The organism is Sphingomonas donggukensis (assembly GCF_023674425.1).
Taxonomy (GTDB): Bacteria; Pseudomonadota; Alphaproteobacteria; order Sphingomonadales; family Sphingomonadaceae; genus Sphingomonas; species Sphingomonas donggukensis.
The window spans coordinates 1,115,146-1,130,251 of the sequence record NZ_CP098401.1 but is presented as its reverse complement, the minus strand read 5'-3'; the positions used below and the strand labels follow the sequence as shown (position 1 = coordinate 1,130,251).

Sequence of the window (15,106 nt, the reverse complement as noted above, 5' to 3'; positions counted from 1 at the left end):
CCTCAGGCGCGGCAGCGACCGAGCGATTCGCGCACGAAGCCATAATCCTCCCGCGCGATCGCCGCATCGGCCGGCGCCATCGTCGCCAGCGCGCGGTCGGGTAGCGTGGCAGGCAGGCCACAGGCAAGGCGGTACCACAGCAGCGTGTCGCGCCGCGGAACGCCGGCGGCATCGTCGACGATCTCGCTCAGCGCGACTGCCCAGCGGGTCTGCTCGCCGGGACGCCGCAGGATCGACAGCGATACCGGGCGCCCGTCGGTGGTGTTGAGGAATATCTGCGTCTCGCCCTCGCCCGGCAGCGTACCCGCGACGTGGAAGGCGTTGCCGATCCCCGCGATCGCCGGCGGCGCGTCGGCGGCCAGCACTTCGCGCGCGATCGCGCGGACGCGGGCGTCGAGCGCCGGGGTCCACGGGCGCTGGGCGTCGGGCGTGGTCAGCTGCACCTCCCCGGCGCGACCCGCGACCGGGCGCGCGAACACGATCGCACGCGATTTCTTCAGCTTCGGCGCCTTGCCGCGCGCGTCGAGCGGCACGTCGGCGAGATAGGTCAGGCGCTGGGCGATCCCCGACGGCCCGCGAATCAGCGCCAGTACGTCCGCGGTGACGTAGAATCGCGCGGTGCCGGCGGTGAGTCCGGGAGCTTCCTCGGGCTTCAGCCGCTGCGCATCGCGGATCGTGACGTCGATGATCGCGGGTGCGCCGAGCACGCGGTCGGCGACTGCGGCATAATCGGGCAACACTTGCCCTGATTCGGCCACGATCGCGGCATTCTGCGCCAAAACCGGCGGGATTGGCACGCTGATTGCGGCCGTCAAAAGGGCCGCGATACGGATACTGGACATGGTAAACGCCCTACCTCAACCCCCCCAGATGATACAGAAATAATTCCCCGGGCCCGCGCTTGTACGTTTGTTGCGCCCGACAAAGCGTTTGCGTCACGAGAACCACGTGATAGAGACACGCTGCCTTGCCGGGGATATAACAATACCTGCGGCAGAAGGTGGGCATGGCACTGTCTCGATCGTGCTGCGTTCACCTCAGTCAGACTTTAGGGAGTGTGGTTGCTGAATGTCCTACGCTGACAGGAGTACGGGTGGTAGCCGGGTCGTGGCCTTGGTCATGGTCGCGCTGATTTGCGCGGTGCTCGGCTACGCATTCGTCACGGGCCTCGCCTATCAATATATCAAGAAGGCGCAGGAGAATCTGCAGACGTTCGAGGTCGAGGAGCCGCCGCCCCCGCCCGAGGAAGTCCCGCCGCCGCCGCCGCCGCCGGATCAGCCGATGACGCCGCCGCCGGTCGTGACCCCGCCGCCGATCGTGCAGACCACGACCCCGCCGGTGGTGATCCAGTCGGTGACGACGCCGCCGCCGCCGTACGTCGCGCCGCCGCCCGCACCCGCCGCCCCGCCGGCCCCGCCTGCACCCCCGGCTCCGCCGACGGTGAACAAGGCGGCGAGCTCGAAGGGTGACGAAGCCGGCTTCTTCGGTACCGATTCGTATCCGCCGAGCGCGCTGCGCAACGAGGAGCAGGGTACCGTCGCGGTGACCTGGACGATCAACACCGCCGGGCGCGTCGAGAATTGCCGCGTCACCGCGTCGAGCGGGTCGAGCACGCTCGATCGGGCGACGTGCGACAACATCACGCGGCGTGGTCGCTACAGCCCTGCGCTGGACCAGTCGGGTGCGCCCATCGCGTCGACCAAGTCGCGGCGCATCAAATGGGTCATTCCAAACTAAGCCCTTACAAAGTTTTTAAATATTCAGCTAGTTAGAGGGAATTTCGAGCATGTTGACCACCATTCTCGCCGCAGGCGCTGCGCCGGCCGCTGAAAATCCGTACGGTCTCTGGGAAGCACTGCAGCAGGGCGGCGTCATCGCCTGGTCCGTGTTCATCATCCTGGTGACCTTCCTGTTCTTCTCGCTCTTCATCATGTTCGTGAAGCTGTTCGAGCAGCAGAAGATCATGGCCCAGGCCAAGCGCGTGCGCGCGACCTTCTGGCAGTCGAACAGCCTGCGTGAGGGCGCCGCCAAGCTCGAGAAGAACTCGGCTTATCGCCAGGTCGTCGACGACGGTCTCGCCGCGCAGGACCAGCACAAGCTGCTGACCGACCCGGTCGAGGCGCATGACTGGCTGCACGGTTCGCTCGCCCGTTCGGAGGCGCAGATCAACTCGTCGCTCAACGGCGGCCTTGCCTTCCTCGCGACCGTCGGTTCGACCGCGCCGTTCATCGGCCTGTTCGGTACCGTCATCGGCATCTACCGCGCGCTCATCAAGATCGGCGCGTCGGGCCAGGCATCGATCGACGCCGTCGCCGGCCCGGTCGGTGAGGCGCTCATCATGACCGCACTCGGCCTCGTCGTCGCGGTTCCGGCCGTGCTCGCCTACAACTGGCTGCAGCGCCGCAACAAGGCGATCGCGGAAGAACTGTCGGCGTTCTCGAACGACGTGCTCGGCTTCCTCGCCTCGAATGGCGCGGTGAAGCCGGTTGCGATGCGCGCCGGCACGACGAAGCCCGGCGTGGCGACGGCTCCGGCGACCAAGCCGGCGGCGACGACCACCGCTGCCGGTGGCATCCCGACCCGCTCGTAATACCCGGTCGGGGGCGACGTTCGCGGCGCTCCCGACTACCCTCCGGCGAACGGCGCCGGATGTGGAAAAGTGGATAGGATAGGCTCGCAATGGCGATGAGCGTTGGCGGAGGTTCCGCCGAAGACAAACCCCTTTCGGACATCAACACGACGCCGCTCGTCGACGTCATGCTGGTGCTGCTGATCATCTTCCTGATCGCGGTTCCGGTGGTGTTGCAGACGGTGAAGCTCGAGCTGCCGAAGGTGGCCTACGAAGTCACCACGACGAAGCCGGAGAACATCCTGCTGTCGGTTACGGGCGACAACAACAAGTGCAACGTCGGCTGGGGCATGACCCCCGTGACGCACCAGGAACTGCTCGACCGCGGCGTCGCCAAGCTGAAGGGTGTGGTCGATCGCCTGGGCGCCAATGTGAAGCCGGACGACATTCCCGAAGTGCACATCCGCGGCGACATCAACACGCCCTACCGGTGCATCGGCGGTGCGGTCTACACGATGCAGCAGGCAGGCTACCTCAAGGTCGGCTTCATTTCCGAGCCGCCCGCCGGCTCGATCAAGCCGGCCGATCGTTGATCCCCGGCCAGCAGTTCAGGAGTATTTGAAATGGCAATGAGCGCCGGCCAAGACGATGGCGAGCCCATGATGGAGATGAACACGACGCCGCTCATCGACGTCATGCTCGTGCTCCTCATCATGTTCATCATCACCATCCCCGTGCAGACGCACGCGGTGAAGGTCGACCTGCCGCAGAACGCGAACACGCCGAACAACGTCATCGAACCGGACAAAAACAAGGTCACGATCGATGCGGCGGGTTCGATTTTCTGGAACGGCGCGCCGATCAACGAGGTTCTGCTGCGCCAGTATCTGGAACGGACCGCGGTGATGAACCCGGAACCCGAACTCCATTTCGCGCCTGATCCTCAGGCGCGGTACGAGAAAGTCGATCAGGTTCTCGCTGTCATCAAGCGGGCCAACATCACCAAGCTCGGCTTCGTGGGGAACGAGCAATACCGCAACGATTTCTGATCGTTTCGGACCGCATCTTCGGATGAAAGGGGTGGCCTCGCGCCGCCCCTTTTTTTTGTGCGCGTGTTCCGGGGCGGGCGCGACGCCCATGCGCGTTAGCGGTTGGGTGCGGGCTGGGGTCCGCAACCCTCCGGACTTGCGAGCGCGCAACAAAAGTGACACTCTCCTGTCATCGAACTGTAATAGTTGGAGGGTGACATGGCAGGGATGCGGATGGTGTTCGGATTGGCAGCCGCCGCGGTCGCGTTCGTCTCCCCGGCAATGGCGCAGGCGCAGGCGATCAAGGTCGCCCATGATGCGATCCTGGCCGGCGACTTCCACACGGCGGAGCGCACGCTCGACGCGGAACGCCGGATCTTCCCGAAGCGCGCGGAGGTCTTGCTGAACCTGGCCGCAATCTACGCGGGCACCGGGCGGTGGCAGGATGCTGCGCGGCTCTACCGCATCGTGCTGGAGCTGCCCGACTCTTTGATGGACCTGTCCTCAGATCGCACCGCGCGCGCGCACGCCATCGCCCATGCCGGACTGCTCCGCCTGCGCTACGTTCAGACGGCAGCGCGCTGACAGGTTGAGGATCGCGCGGGAGCGGGGGGGTGCGCGGATATCCTGCTGGCTCTGCAATGGACCCGTCCGCAGATCGCACCGCTAGCGCGCACGCATCGCCGGTGCCGGACTGCTTCGCCTGCGCTACATCCAGACCGCGGCGCGCTGGCACGTTGAGGATGGCGCGTGAGCGGGGGCATCCGGGCATATCCTGCTGGCTCTGCAATCGCGATCAGGCATGGGACGGCGAGGCGTTGGGTGCGGCTCCATATCGACATGCCGCCTCGAATCGCGTGTGCGGCGGGGTGTCTCCGGCCTGTGATGTTGGGACGCTGTAGTCGGGGGGGTGGTGACGAGTTTCGTGCTGCCCCGCGGATCGCTGTTCAGATGAAACGCGTTTCCTCGCGACGTCAGAAGCGTACGGAAGCGGTACTTGGACAAATCTCCACGGTCGCGGCGTCGCACTTCACGGTCCCGATTCGCTCCATGCAAAGTCTTCCGCCGTGCGCATTTGCGGACTGGTCGCGGCTCGATCACGGTCGTGACGGCGCTCGTTTCGGAATGGCGGTCGTTCTGGATAAGGCGTCGCCTGCATGCGACGTTTTGGACAAGGCATGGCGCCATGTGTTCGATGTCGCGGAATTCGGCGTCCCGGGTTCCGGTCTCGCTGTACCTTCGGACGCGGCGCTGATTCGCGGGCGCCATCTAGTCGCTTCATGCCGAGCCTCAGACTCGTCGGTGAGCCTGCACAGCGCACCTGCCAAGGCCACAGTCTCTCAACGAACAACGACCGGCGCACTTGGTCGTCGGCACACCGTGGCACGTCGCGATTCTACCCCTGCGGCGGGGTACCCACATGCCTGGGCTATCACTCGACCAAGCGCACCGCCGTCACAATCGCGGCAGGGTGACGCCGCGCTGGCCCATATATTTGCCCGCGCGGTCGGCGTAGCTCGTTTCGCACGGCCGGTCGCCCTTAAGGAACAGGAACTGGCACGCGCCTTCGTTGGCGTATATCTTGGCGGGCAGGGGCGTGGTGTTCGAGAATTCGAGCGTCACATGCCCCTCCCATTCGGGTTCGAGCGGGGTCACGTTCACGATGATGCCGCAGCGTGCATAGGTCGATTTGCCGAGGCAGATCACGAGCACGTCGCGGGGCACGCGGAAATATTCGACGGTGCGGGCCAGCGCGAAGCTGTTCGGCGGGATCACGCAGACGTCGGTCTTGCGATCGACGAAGCTGTTGGCGTCGAAATTCTTCGGGTCGACGACGGCGGAATCGACGTTGGTGAAGATCTTGAACTCGTCCGACACGCGCGCGTCATATCCGTAGGACGACAGGCCGTAGCTGATGCAGCCCTCGCGGCGCTGCGCCTCGACGAACGGCTCGATCATCCCGGTCGCGGTCGCCTGCTCCCGGATCCAGCGGTCGGAAAGAATCGCCATGTCGCCCCCCTGATTGCGCGGTCAGCTTTCGCCGGTGCGGGCCGCCGGGGCAAGGGGGGGCGCGGGCGTCGCGGTGGCGATCAGGGCAGTCGGTGCATCTCGCTGATCACACCCGCCGTGATCGTCGCCGGCATCGCGCGCATCAGCGCCCGCCAGACGCCGCGAACCGGCCAGGAGGCGTGACCGCCGAGGCGCCCTTCGCCCGACCGGCGGACCATCGCGCGGATGCGGCGCAGGCGCATCGCTTCGAATGCGGGCAGCATTTCGTCGGCGGCAAGGGTCTGCGCGAGCGTCCCGATCGCGGCCGCATCCTCGATCCCCTGGCAGCCGCCTTGACCAAGGTTTGGCTCCATCGCGTGCGCCGCGTCGCCGACGCACAGGATGCGCCCGCGCCCCAGTTGCCGCGGGGCTGCCCGCGCGTGGACCGCGAACGGGATCAGTTCTGCGTCGGTCGTCGCCGCGACCGCGGCGGTCACGTCGGCGGGCCAAGCTTCAGCCGCCGTGCGCACCTCATCGATGCCAACCGGGTCGGCATCGACAGACCGGTCGCGCATCCAGAACCAGTATTGCCCGCCAGCCTCCAGATCGAACACGCCGAAGCGTTCGCGCGCGCCCCAATATTCGCGCGCCTCGAAGGTCGGGGCGGCGCGCGTGCGGCTGATGCCGAGCACGCCGCCATAGCCGCGGTACCGCGGTGTGTTGCCGATCAACGCGGTTGCGTGCGGCGACCAGATGCCGTCGGCCAGAATGACGAGGTGGGCGGACGTGGCGGAGCCGTCGCCCAGCCTCACGGTGGCGCCGCCGCCATCCTGCGTGACGCCGGCGACCGCTTGCCCCAGCCGAAGATCGATATCGCGGACGCCATCTAGCAAAGCGCGTTGCAGCAGGCTGCGGGTCGGGAGGAAGGCGCCGGGCGCACCCTGGCCCCGCGGCAGGTCGTATTGCAGGATCGTGCGATCGGCGCGGTCGGCGACGCGCATCGCATGAATCGGCGCGGCGGCGGTTTCGATCGCGTCGGCCACCCCCAGCCGGCGCAGGGCCGCGATGGCATTCGGCCACAGGCTGAGCGCCGCGCCGGCGGGCTCCAGCACCGGCGCGCGTTCCAGCACGGTCACGCCCCAGCCCGCCCGGCGCAGCGCGATCGCGGTGGACAGGCCGGCGATGCCGGCGCCCACCACGATCGCGCTGCGGCTCAAGCGAGGCCGAGGTCGGCTGGCCCGAACGCGTCCGGCAACAGTTCGGAGAGCGCATAGCGGCGGACGGCATCGCCCTCCGCGGCGCCGCACAGCACGGGCAGGTCGGTGCCGCTCATCTGCGCGGCCTCGTTGATGACCTGGCGACAGCGCCCGCACGGGCTGACCGGGGCGGTGCCGGTGGGACGGCCGTCGGCGTCCATCGCGCCGCCGATGACGGCGACCGCGGCAACCTCGCGCAGGCGGCCTTGCGCGCTGATTGTCGCCAGTGCGACCGTCTCGGCGCACAGCGACAGGCCATAACTCGCATTCTCGAAATTGGCGCCGGTCACCACCGATCCGTCGGTCATCAGCACCGCGGCGCCGACCGCGAAGCGCGAATAGGGCGCGTGGGCGTGGCGCGCGGCGGTGCGCGCCTGTGCGATCAGGGCGGCGGTATCGATCGTCATGGTCATCCCTTGATATGCAGCACGCAGATCAGCGTGAAAAGGCGGCGTGCGGTGTCGAAATCGATCGCGATCTTGCCGTCCAGCCGCTCGATCAGCAGGTTCGCGGCGTCGTTGTGGATGCCCCGCCTGGCCATGTCGACGGTTTCGATCTGCGCCGGTGTGGACTGGCGGATCGCCTGGTAATAGCTGTCGCAGATCGCGAAATAGTCGCGGATCGGGCGGCGGAACCGTCCGAGCGCCAGCACCAGCGTTTCGAGATGGCTGTCGTCGGCGCGGTGGATGGCAAGGGCCAGGCGCCCTTCCTCGACCGACAGCTTGATGCGGTACGGCCCGGCATAACCGTCGTCATGGGCCCGCTGCGGCGCGAAGCTGTTGTCCTCCAGCAGGTCGAAGATCGCGATGCGGCGTTCCTGCTCGACGTCCGCCGACCGCCACAGGATCGTGCGTTCGTCCAGGGCGACGTCAATGATGCGCGGATCGGCCACGTGCGCAGCCTTGATGCACTTGGCCGCGCGAATCAACGCCGCGGAGGCGATCCACGTTATCCACGGCCCGGGCGGGCGCAGGACGGTTGCGGGGCGCGGCGCAGGGTGGGAAGGGGGAGCATGGCCACACTGATCCGCCCCGCCGATTCCCCCGCCCCCGTGCAACTGCCCCAGAACGTCGAGGCGGAGGCGGCGCTGCTGGGCGCGATGATGATCGACAACCGGTTGGCCGACGACATGCTCGACCGGCTCGACCAGGACCATTTCTTCGAGCCGCTCCACGGGCGCATCTTCACCGCGATCCGGTCGCTGCGCCAGAACGACATGCTGGCGACCCCGGTCACGCTGCGCCCGATGTTCGACGGCGACGAGGGGATGCGCGAGCTGGGCGGGCCGGCGTATCTGGCACAGCTGACGGGCAGCGGCGCGGGGTTGATCGGCGCGAAGCAGTTCGCCCAGCAGATCTACGACCTCGCCATGCTGCGCGCGCTGGTCACGGTCGGGCGCACGCTGATCGACGGCGCGATGGACACGCGCGAGGAAGTGAACCCGCGCGCGCAGATCGAGGCGGCGGAAGAGGCGCTGTTCCAGGTTGCCGCGGAGGGCAACAGCGAGAACGCGGTCAAGACGTTCAGCCAGGCGACCACGATGGCGGTCAAGATGGCCGAAAAGGCGCTGAACGCGGGCGGCGGCCTGTCGGGGGTCACCACCGGCCTGGACACCGTCAATGCCAAGACCGGCGGCCTGCATCACAGCGATCTGCTTATCCTCGCCGGGCGTCCGGGTATGGGCAAGACGTCGCTCGCCACCAACATGGCGTTCAATGCGGCCAAGCGCTGGATGGACGACATGCGGCTCGGCATCCCGCCCGAGAAATCGGTGGGGGCGAAGGTCGCGTTCTTCAGCCTGGAAATGTCTGCCGACCAGCTGGCGACGCGCATCCTGTCGGAGCAGGCGCGGATCAGTTCCGAATCGCTGCGCATGGGCAAGATCAGCAAGGCCGAGTTCGCGCAGCTGGCCGCCGCCGCCGCCGATCTCGAGAACCTGCCCCTGTTCATCGACGATACCGCGGGCCTCAGCATCAGCGGGCTGCACACGCGCGTGCGGCGGTTGCAGCGGCGGCAGAACAACCAGATTGGGCTGGTGATCGTCGACTACCTCCAGCTGCTGTCGGGCTCTGGCAACCGCGCCAGCGACAACCGCGTGCAGGAGATTTCCGAGATTTCGCGCGGGCTGAAGACGCTGGCGAAGGATCTGAACGTGCCGGTGCTGGCGTTGTCGCAGCTCAGCCGCGCGGTCGAGCAGCGCGAGGACAAGCGCCCGCAGCTGTCCGACCTGCGCGAATCGGGCTCGATCGAGCAGGACGCCGACATCGTGATGTTCGTGTACCGCGAGGATTATTACACCGCCGCCAAGGAGCCCAAGCGCCCGAAGGAAGGCGACGACGCCAAGGTGTTCGACGACCATTCGCGCTGGACGCAGGACATGGAGCGGGTGTTCGGCCTGGCCGAGCTCATCATCGCCAAGCAGCGCCACGGCGCGACCGGCAAGGTGACGATGAAGTTCGAGCCGAACATCACGCGCTTCAGCGACTATGCCGGGGAGCAGAGCTTCTCGAGCTTCGAGTAAGCCGGCGCGCGCTCGGACGGCGCGCTGCCCTCACGCGCATCACGCGCACATACGAAAAAGGGCGCATCCCGCAGTGGGAAGCGCCCTTTCCGCATCCGCGCCGACCGGGGCCGGCGGGATGGTCTGGATTACTTGACGTCGGTCGCGTCGTCAGCATGATCCTCGGCGTTGTCGGCCGCGGCGTGCATGTTGTCGGCAGCAGCCTCGAGGTTGGCTTCCGAAGCTTCGGTGGTGGCGTTGTCGGCCATCGCTTCGAGGTTGTCGGCCTGTGCCTCGATGTTGTCGGCGACCATCTCGGCGTTCTGCTCGTTGGCTTCCGCCTGCGGCGAGTTGCAGGCTGCGAGCGACATCAGGCCGGCGGCAGCAGCGACAAAGAGAACCTTCTTCATTAATTGCTCCCAAGCAAATACGTTCGCGGACCGGCCCGATTGCCGACGCGAAGTTGCCGCAATAGCGTCACAAACGGGTACGTCAACGCACAATCCACGGGCGTGCGCCGAATGGACGAGCGGCGATCGCGCCCGTCATCGCGCCGGCGTGACCCGGCCGATCACCTCGGGTGCGTTGGCCACGATGGCGAGCATCGCCGTCCACGCCGCGACATTCTGGCGCAGCTGCGCCGGGTCGATCTTGTCGAGCGTGTCGTCGGGCGTGTGGTGCAGGTCGAAGTAGCGGAGGCCCGATTGCGACAGGTCCACCGCGGCCACACCCTGTTTGAACAACGGGCCGACATCGGCGCCGTCGCCCGCCTTTTCGGACCCGCGCGAGATACCGAGCGGGAATAGCGCGGTGGCCAGGCGGTCGCCGACCGCCTTGGCGCTGTCGGGCAGGTTGACCGCGAATTTCCAGATGCGGTCGGCGCCGAAATCGCTTTCGGCGGCGAGCACGTGGTTGTCGCCCTTGTGCGCCTCTCCATAAGCGCGTCCGCCGAACACGCCGACTTCCTCCGCGCCGAACCAGACGACGCGGATCGTGCGGCGCGGGGTGCCGGCATTCATGATCCGCTTGGCAGCCGCCGCAGTGATCGCGACGCCGCTGGCATCGTCGATCGCGCCGGTCCCCAGATCCCAGCTGTCGAGGTGACCGCCGACGACGACGATGCCGGCGGCGGGGTCGCTGCCGGGCACTTCGCCGATGACGTTGCCCGACTGCTTCATGCCGGTCTGGCGCGCGGTGATGAGCAGTTTCAGCCGCACCGGCTTGCCGCGCTTTAGGATGCGTTCGAGCTGCTCGGCATCGGGCAGCGACAGCGCGGCGGCCGGGATCGCGGCGGTTCCGTCGGGGAAGTTGGTACCGCCGGCGTGCGGGTTGCGGTGATAGTCGGTGCCGACCGACCGGATCAGCATCGCCGCCGCACCCTTCTTGGCGGCGATCGCGGGGCCGGTGCGACGGACGGCGCCGTAATAGCCGTAGGACGACCCGTCCTGCGTCGCGTGCATCGCGTGGCTGACGAAGGCGATCTTGCCCCGCAGGCTGCCGTCGGGTGCCGCCTGCAAAGCCTCGAGCGAGGGGAAATACACGATCTCGCCGACCAGTCCCTTCGAGGGCGTCGCGCCCGAGTTGCCGAGCGCGGTTACCGCCAGCTTCTGCGGGAAGGGGGACACGACTTCGGCGGTTTCCTCGCCGCGGACCCACACCGGCATCTGGTATGGCTCGATCCGCACGTTCTTGAAGCCGAGCGCGGTCAGCTTGGTCACCGCCCACGCGCGTGCCCGTGCCTCCGCCTCGGTCCCGGCCAGGCGCGGGCCGATCTCGGTCGTCAGCCCCTCTGTGATGTCCCACGCATAGTCGTCGGACAGCGCGGCATCGCGGAGCGCGGCGGGGTCCATCGTCTGGGCATGGGCGGAAAGCGGAAGGGCGAGCGCGGCGATGGCCGCGAGCAGGGGGCTTTTCGTCATGCGCGCGGTGCTAGCCCGTGGCCCGCGCGTTGCCAAGCGATCAGGGCGTCGCTACATCGCCGCCGACCTTTCCAGCCTATCGAACCTACGAGACGGAGACCGCAAGTGGCCGCGCAATACGCCTTTGTCATGAAGGACATGACCAAGACCTTCCCCGGCGCGCCCAAGCCGGTCCTGAACAACATCAACCTGCAATTCTACCAGGGTGCGAAGATCGGCATCGTCGGCCCCAACGGCGCCGGCAAGTCGACGCTGATGAAGATCATGGCGGGCGTCGACAAGGACTTCACGGGCGAGGCGTGGCCGGGCGAGTACATCACCGTCGGCTATCTGGAGCAGGAGCCCGAGCTCGACCCGACCAAGACGGTGCTTGAGAACGTGAAGCAGGGCGCGCGCGAGACGGCGGACCTGGTCGATCGGTTCAACGCGATCTCGGCGGAAATGGGCGATCCCAAGGACGACACCGATTTCGACGCGCTGATGGAGGAGATGGGCGAGCTTCAGGCCAAGATCGACGCGGTCGACGGCTGGAGCCTCGACAACCAGCTAGAGATCGCGATGGAGGCCCTGCGCTGCCCGCCGTCGGACTGGCCGGTCGAGAATCTGTCGGGCGGTGAGAAGCGCCGCGTCGCGCTCACCCGGCTGCTGATTCAGAAGCCGTCTATCCTGCTGCTCGACGAGCCCACCAACCATCTGGACGCCGAAAGCGTGCGCTGGCTGGAGCAGCATCTGAAGGAATATGCCGGCGCGGTCCTGATGATTACCCACGACCGCTACTTCCTCGACAACGTGGTCAACTGGATCCTCGAAATCGACCGCGGCAAGTATTTCCCGTACGAAGGCAATTACTCGACCTATCTCGAGAAGAAGGCCAAGCGCCTGGAGCAGGAAGAGCGCGAGGAATCGGGCCGCCAGACCGCGATCAAGAACGAGCTGGAGTGGATCCGGCAGGGCGCGAAAGCACGCCAGACCAAGTCCAAGGCGCGTATCGCGAAGTTCGAGCAGCTGGTCGAGGCGCAGAAGAACCGCACCCCCGGCAAGGCCCAGATCGTCATCCAGGTACCCGAGCGCTTGGGCGGCAAGGTGATCGAGGTCGAAAACGTCAGCAAGGCGTATGGCGACAAGCTGCTGTTCGAGAACCTCAGCTTCACGCTGCCCGCGGGCGGCATCGTCGGCGTGATCGGCCCGAACGGCGCCGGCAAGTCGACGCTGTTCAAGCTCATCACGGGTCAGGAGACGCCCGACGACGGCACGATTGCGATGGGGTCGACCGTGCGACTGGGCTATGTCGACCAGAGCCGCGACCACCTCGATCCCAAGAAGAACGTCTGGGAGGAAATCTCCGACGGGCTCGACTACATGAAGGTCAACGGCCACGACCAGTCGACGCGCGCCTATGTCGGCGCCTTCAACTTCAAGGGGCAGGACCAGCAGAAGAACGTCGGCAAGCTGTCGGGCGGTGAGCGCAACCGCGTCAACATTGCCAAGATGCTGAAGAAGGGCGGCAACGTGCTGCTGCTCGACGAGCCGACGAACGACCTCGACGTCGAGACGCTGGGCGCGCTGGAGGAGGCGATCGAGAATTTCGCGGGCTGCGCGGTGGTCATCAGCCACGACCGATTCTTCCTCGACCGTCTCGCCACGCACATCCTGGCGTTCGAGGGCGACAGCCACGTCGAATGGTTCGAGGGCAATTTCGAAGCGTATGAGGAAGACAAGCGCCGCCGCCTGGGCGACGCCGCCGATCGTCCGACTGCCCTGTCGTACAAGAAGCTGACGCGCTGAGGCGATCGGCGTGGCGGTGATCGAGGAATCGCCGGGCGGCGACGCCCCACCCAGTGCGGACGCGCTGGCGTACAGGTTGCGCCAGCAATCGGTGCTGGCGGATTTCGGGATCGAGGCGCTCCGCGCGCGCGACCTCGACCCGATGCTGCAACGCGCGACCGAGTTGTGCGCGTCGGGCATGCGATCACGCTACGCCAAGTTCCTCGAATATCGGCCCGGCGACGATCGCCTGCTGGTGCGCAACGGTGTCGGCTGGCGCGCAGGCGTCATCGGACAGGTGGAGATGGGCGCCGACACGGGCTCGCCCGCCGGCTATGCCTACAAGACCGGCGAAGCGGTGATATCGAATCATCTGGAGAATGAGGCGCGGTTCCGCACGCCCGCCTTCATGGCCGAACATGGCATCCGTCGCGCGATCAACGTGCTGGTCGAGGCCGACGGCGCCAAATACGGCGTGCTGGAGGTCGACAGCCCGGACGAGGGCGAGTTCGAGGCCGACGACCTGGCCTTCATGCGCGGTTTCGCAAACCTGATCGGCGTCGCCATCGAACGCCAGCATGCCGAGGGCCGCCTGGCCGCGGCGATCGAGCATCAGGAATTGCTGACGCGCGAGGCCAGCCACCGCGTCAAGAACAGCCTGGCGATGGTATCGGCGATGCTGCACCTTCAGGCCAATGACGAGGACGATCCCCGCGTCGAACGCCTGCTGGGCGATGCGCAGGCGCGGATCACCGCGATCGCGCAGGCGCACGACAAATTGTGGCGCGGCGAGCGGGTGGGGGAGGTCGCGCTGAACGACCTGATCTGCGGCATCGTGTCGGGTCTGGCCGAACAGACCGGCGCCGATATCGCCTGCGAGGTCGCGGCCGTGCAGATCAGCGCCGACATCGCGATCCCGGTCGGGCTGGTCGTTACCGAACTGGCGACCAACGCCGCCAAATACGCCGCGGCGGACGGCGCGATCCGGGTGGAGATCGTCGCCAATGATGGCGAACTGGTGCTGACAGTGCGCGATCACGGGCCGGGCCTGCCCGCCGGTTTCGATATCAAGGCGGCGTCGCGCGACAGCCTGGGCATGCGCATGATCGCCAGCCTGGTGCGGCAGCTGGGGGGCACGATCGTCTTCGCGGCGGCCGATCCGGGCACGGTCGCGACGTTGCGCTTCCCCGACCCGCGAACCGCCTAGGCGCTCCCCACCGGCGTCAGTCCGTCGTGGCCGGCGCGCGCCTCTGCCAGCAGGCGTTCGGGGTCGCACAGGTCGAGGTAATGTTCGGCGAGCGCCACATGGGCGTTGATCGCGGCGGCGTGGTCCGCGCGCTCCGCCAAGTCCATCTGGACCTCGGCCCGGTGGTAGAAATAGGCCCGGTCTTCATCGGGCAAAACTGGACGCGCCTTCGCCACACCAACTCCTTGCCCGGATACCGGCCGGGCGCCTGCTTTCGTCTCGATGTATCAACGCACTGCGGGCGGATTTGCTGCGCGGAAAACGGTGTCCGAATTGTAACGAAACCGGGCCGGCGGCGGGGGCGCTGCCGGCCCGGTTTCGCTCAAGCGGTGAAGCGTTTCGTAAAGCCCTTCACCGCCCGATCCTCGACCGGAAACGCCACGACGTCCTCGACCCGGGCCAGCATCGGCCCCTCCCGGCTGGCGGCCAGGAACGCGTCGAGCGCGGTGTCTTCGCCGTCGGCCAGCATCTCGACGCGCCCGTCGGTCAGGTTGCGCACCCAGCCGCGGATCCCCAGCGCCTGCGCTTTGCGCACCATATAATCGCGGTAGCCGACCTGCTGCACTCGCCCGCTGACCAGCACCCGCTGCATCGCACCCATTTTATACTCCCCAAACCCGGCAGTGCGGCCCCGCGCCGCTCCTGCCCGAGGGCGATCCTTATCGACATGCTGCGCGCAGACGAGATTGCGGTGCAGCAACTGATCGCGCGGCACCTGCAACCGGGCGTGAAGCGTGGGATTCCAGCGATATGCCGAGCCGGCGGGGCGTGGCCCTTCGCCCGCGCGCGGTTACTTAAGGGACTGGGAGGGCGGGCGCGAGCGAGTCGCGGCCTG

At 67.1% G+C, this 15,106-nt stretch carries 17 protein-coding genes; 8 read left to right on the top strand and 9 right to left on the bottom strand.

Annotation, left to right across the window (positions count from 1 at the left end; translation table 11 throughout):
* Positions 1-2: 2 nt before the first annotated feature.
* Positions 3-779 (bottom strand): hypothetical protein, encoded by a 777-nt coding sequence (locus M9980_RS05500; protein WP_250754276.1) that lies wholly within the window; start codon positions 777-779, stop codon positions 3-5.
* A gap of 340 nt (positions 780-1,119) precedes the next feature.
* On the opposite strand from M9980_RS05500, the gene M9980_RS05495 reads away from it, so the two are divergent.
* The 5 genes from M9980_RS05495 (at position 1,120) to M9980_RS05475 (ending at position 4,182) form a co-directional block, all read left to right on the top strand.
* Entirely contained in the window at positions 1,120-1,737 is a 618-nt protein-coding gene (locus tag M9980_RS05495) for an energy transducer TonB (protein ID WP_479725557.1), read from the top strand.
* Positions 1,738-1,786: 49 nt separating this feature from the next.
* Positions 1,787-2,590: a MotA/TolQ/ExbB proton channel family protein gene (locus M9980_RS05490; protein WP_250754272.1), complete on the top strand. Its 804-nt coding sequence runs from the start codon at positions 1,787-1,789 to the stop codon at positions 2,588-2,590.
* Between the two features lie 89 nt (positions 2,591-2,679).
* On the top strand, positions 2,680-3,162 hold the full coding sequence (locus M9980_RS05485) for an ExbD/TolR family protein (protein ID WP_250754270.1): 483 nt from the start codon (positions 2,680-2,682) through the stop codon (positions 3,160-3,162).
* Positions 3,163-3,192: 30 nt separating this feature from the next.
* Positions 3,193-3,618, top strand: coding sequence for an ExbD/TolR family protein (locus M9980_RS05480; protein WP_250754269.1), 426 nt, complete (start codon positions 3,193-3,195; stop codon positions 3,616-3,618).
* A 198-nt stretch (positions 3,619-3,816) separates the two neighbouring features.
* Complete coding sequence (locus M9980_RS05475; protein ID WP_250754267.1) at positions 3,817-4,182, top strand: tetratricopeptide repeat protein; 366 nt, start codon at positions 3,817-3,819, stop codon at positions 4,180-4,182.
* A gap of 870 nt (positions 4,183-5,052) precedes the next feature.
* On the opposite strand, the gene dcd is transcribed toward M9980_RS05475, so the two are convergent.
* The 4 genes from dcd to M9980_RS05455 all read right to left on the bottom strand — a co-directional run bounded on the left by dcd (position 5,053) and on the right by M9980_RS05455 (position 7,734).
* Positions 5,053-5,607, bottom strand: coding sequence for a dCTP deaminase (dcd, locus tag M9980_RS05470; RefSeq protein ID WP_250754265.1), 555 nt, complete (start codon positions 5,605-5,607; stop codon positions 5,053-5,055).
* A gap of 80 nt (positions 5,608-5,687) precedes the next feature.
* Positions 5,688-6,803, bottom strand: coding sequence for an FAD-dependent oxidoreductase (locus M9980_RS05465; protein WP_250754263.1), 1,116 nt, complete (start codon positions 6,801-6,803; stop codon positions 5,688-5,690).
* On the bottom strand, positions 6,800-7,249 hold the full coding sequence (locus tag M9980_RS05460; protein WP_250754261.1) for a cytidine deaminase: 450 nt from the start codon (positions 7,247-7,249) through the stop codon (positions 6,800-6,802). Before M9980_RS05460 ends, M9980_RS05465 begins: the two co-directional genes overlap by 4 nt.
* 2 nt (positions 7,250-7,251) lie before the next feature.
* Entirely contained in the window at positions 7,252-7,734 is a 483-nt protein-coding gene (locus tag M9980_RS05455; RefSeq protein ID WP_250754259.1) for a UPF0262 family protein, read from the bottom strand.
* A gap of 120 nt (positions 7,735-7,854) precedes the next feature.
* On the opposite strand from M9980_RS05455, the gene M9980_RS05450 reads away from it, so the two are divergent.
* Positions 7,855-9,363 carry a replicative DNA helicase gene (locus M9980_RS05450; RefSeq protein WP_250754257.1) on the top strand — a complete coding sequence of 503 codons (1,509 nt, stop codon included), beginning with the start codon at positions 7,855-7,857 and terminating at the stop codon, positions 9,361-9,363.
* A gap of 128 nt (positions 9,364-9,491) precedes the next feature.
* Here M9980_RS05450 and M9980_RS05445 read toward each other — a convergent pair whose 3' ends face one another.
* Positions 9,492-9,752 carry a hypothetical protein gene (locus M9980_RS05445; RefSeq protein WP_250754255.1) on the bottom strand — a complete coding sequence of 87 codons (261 nt, stop codon included), beginning with the start codon at positions 9,750-9,752 and terminating at the stop codon, positions 9,492-9,494.
* A 135-nt stretch (positions 9,753-9,887) separates the two neighbouring features.
* Complete coding sequence (locus M9980_RS05440; protein ID WP_250754253.1) at positions 9,888-11,261, bottom strand: M20/M25/M40 family metallo-hydrolase; 1,374 nt, start codon at positions 11,259-11,261, stop codon at positions 9,888-9,890.
* A gap of 105 nt (positions 11,262-11,366) precedes the next feature.
* Here M9980_RS05440 and ettA point away from each other — a divergent pair, with 105 nt between their 5' ends.
* Both ettA and M9980_RS05430 read left to right on the top strand, forming a co-directional pair.
* On the top strand, positions 11,367-13,046 hold the full coding sequence (ettA, locus tag M9980_RS05435) for an energy-dependent translational throttle protein EttA (RefSeq protein ID WP_250754252.1): 1,680 nt from the start codon (positions 11,367-11,369) through the stop codon (positions 13,044-13,046).
* Between the two features lie 10 nt (positions 13,047-13,056).
* Complete coding sequence (locus M9980_RS05430) at positions 13,057-14,232, top strand: sensor histidine kinase (RefSeq protein ID WP_250754250.1); 1,176 nt, start codon at positions 13,057-13,059, stop codon at positions 14,230-14,232.
* Here M9980_RS05430 and M9980_RS05425 read toward each other — a convergent pair.
* The gene (locus M9980_RS05425) at positions 14,229-14,426 is read right to left on the bottom strand and encodes a hypothetical protein (protein ID WP_250754248.1); all 198 of its coding nucleotides are present in this window, start codon (positions 14,424-14,426) and stop codon (positions 14,229-14,231) included. The genes M9980_RS05430 and M9980_RS05425 overlap by 4 nt on opposite strands.
* Before the next feature lie 167 nt (positions 14,427-14,593).
* Positions 14,594-14,872 (bottom strand): acylphosphatase, encoded by a 279-nt coding sequence (locus M9980_RS05420; protein WP_250754246.1) that lies wholly within the window; start codon positions 14,870-14,872, stop codon positions 14,594-14,596.
* Positions 14,873-15,106: the final 234 nt, after the last annotated feature.

Bases quoted from the DNA above. Each gene is read 5' to 3' on its own strand.
- M9980_RS05495 (WP_479725557.1), top strand. From the start codon at position 1,120: ATGGTCGCGCTGATTTGCGCGGTGCTCGGCTACGCATTCGTCACGGGC.
- M9980_RS05490 (WP_250754272.1), top strand. From the start codon at position 1,787: ATGTTGACCACCATTCTCGCCGCAGGCGCTGCGCCGGCCGCTGAAAAT.
- M9980_RS05485 (WP_250754270.1), top strand. From the start codon at position 2,680: ATGGCGATGAGCGTTGGCGGAGGTTCCGCCGAAGACAAACCCCTTTCG.
- M9980_RS05480 (WP_250754269.1), top strand. From the start codon at position 3,193: ATGGCAATGAGCGCCGGCCAAGACGATGGCGAGCCCATGATGGAGATG.
- M9980_RS05475 (WP_250754267.1), top strand. From the start codon at position 3,817: ATGGCAGGGATGCGGATGGTGTTCGGATTGGCAGCCGCCGCGGTCGCG.
- dcd (WP_250754265.1), bottom strand. From the start codon at position 5,607: ATGGCGATTCTTTCCGACCGCTGGATCCGGGAGCAGGCGACCGCGACC.
- M9980_RS05460 (WP_250754261.1), bottom strand. From the start codon at position 7,249: ATGACGATCGATACCGCCGCCCTGATCGCACAGGCGCGCACCGCCGCG.
- M9980_RS05450 (WP_250754257.1), top strand. From the start codon at position 7,855: ATGGCCACACTGATCCGCCCCGCCGATTCCCCCGCCCCCGTGCAACTG.
- M9980_RS05445 (WP_250754255.1), bottom strand. From the start codon at position 9,752: ATGAAGAAGGTTCTCTTTGTCGCTGCTGCCGCCGGCCTGATGTCGCTC.
- M9980_RS05440 (WP_250754253.1), bottom strand. From the start codon at position 11,261: ATGACGAAAAGCCCCCTGCTCGCGGCCATCGCCGCGCTCGCCCTTCCG.
- M9980_RS05420 (WP_250754246.1), bottom strand. From the start codon at position 14,872: ATGGGTGCGATGCAGCGGGTGCTGGTCAGCGGGCGAGTGCAGCAGGTC.